Origin of the sequence: Aerococcus sp. HMSC23C02, from assembly GCF_001806805.1 — a bacterium.
In the GTDB taxonomy this organism is placed as follows: domain Bacteria; phylum Bacillota; class Bacilli; order Lactobacillales; family Aerococcaceae; genus Aerococcus; species Aerococcus sanguinicola.
On sequence record NZ_KV786051.1, the window covers coordinates 1 to 1120 of the forward strand.

The window sequence follows — 1120 nt, forward strand, 5'->3', positions numbered from 1 at the left end:
TTAAACATGGGAAAGATGGTAAGGATGGAAAAGATGGTCGCGATGGGAAATCCATTATTGCGACAACGGAACGTGGCGACCATAAAGGACAATCAGGTGCTTGGTTGATTATCCGCGATAGAGAGACCCTTCAAGAAATTGACCGTGAATTTATTGCTGATGGTCAAGATGGTAAATCAGCTGATATCTCATCACGAGAAACTGCAGAAGGTCTAGAAATCACCATCCACCATGCCAATGGAACAAGCCATACACACATCATTCGTGACGGTAAAGACGGCAAGTCTATAACTGCATCAACTGAACCTGGTACCTTCAACGGACAGTCAGGTATGTGGTTGATTATCCGTGACCGTGACACGGGCCAAGAATTAGACCGTCAATTTGTGCGCGATGGCAAGGATGGACAGGACGGAAAAGATGGGAAATCACCGCTTCTAAGTACTGAAAAGATCCTTGATTCTGATGGTAAAGAAATCGGCTTAAGTATTAAGATAACGCATCCAGATGGCTCGACTGAAACACATACCATCTACCATGGTCGCGATGGCAAGGATGGTCAAGATGGTCAAACCCCACAAATCCGTACTGAAAAAGGCAAAGATAGCCAAGGCAATGTGGGCAGATGGTTGATTATCGAAGACGGTCATGGCAATGAAATCGTTCGTGAATTCATCCGTGATGGTCAAGATGGTAAGACCCCTTCTGCTAAAGTAGAACCTGGTAAGAATGAACATGGGGATAGTGGCCAATGGATTATTATCTTCGATGGAGATGGTAATGAAGTTTCACGCGAATTCGTTCGTGACGGCAAGGATGGCCAAGACGGTCGCTCACCAAGTCTTGAAACAGTTCCTGGTAAGGATGCAGATGGTGACAGTGGTCTATGGGTGATTGTTAAAGATCCAGAAGGTAAGGAATCGAGCCGTCACTTTATCAGAGACGGTAAAGATGGCAGAGGAATTAAGAAGATCTATAGTAAAGATGGTCGATTAACGATTGTGTTTACGGATAATACAAAAGAAATCCTTGAAATTCCATGTTGCCAACCTAAGTCAGAGGATCCGAAACCAGAGGATCCAAAATCAGAAGATCCTAAGCCAGAAGATCCTAAGCCAGA

At 44.5% G+C, this 1120-nt stretch carries 1 pseudogene; it reads left to right on the forward strand.

Annotation, left to right across the window (positions count from 1 at the left end):
• A pseudogene (locus HMPREF3090_RS09850) lies at positions 1 to 1120 on the forward strand (hypothetical protein); the annotation flags it as partial.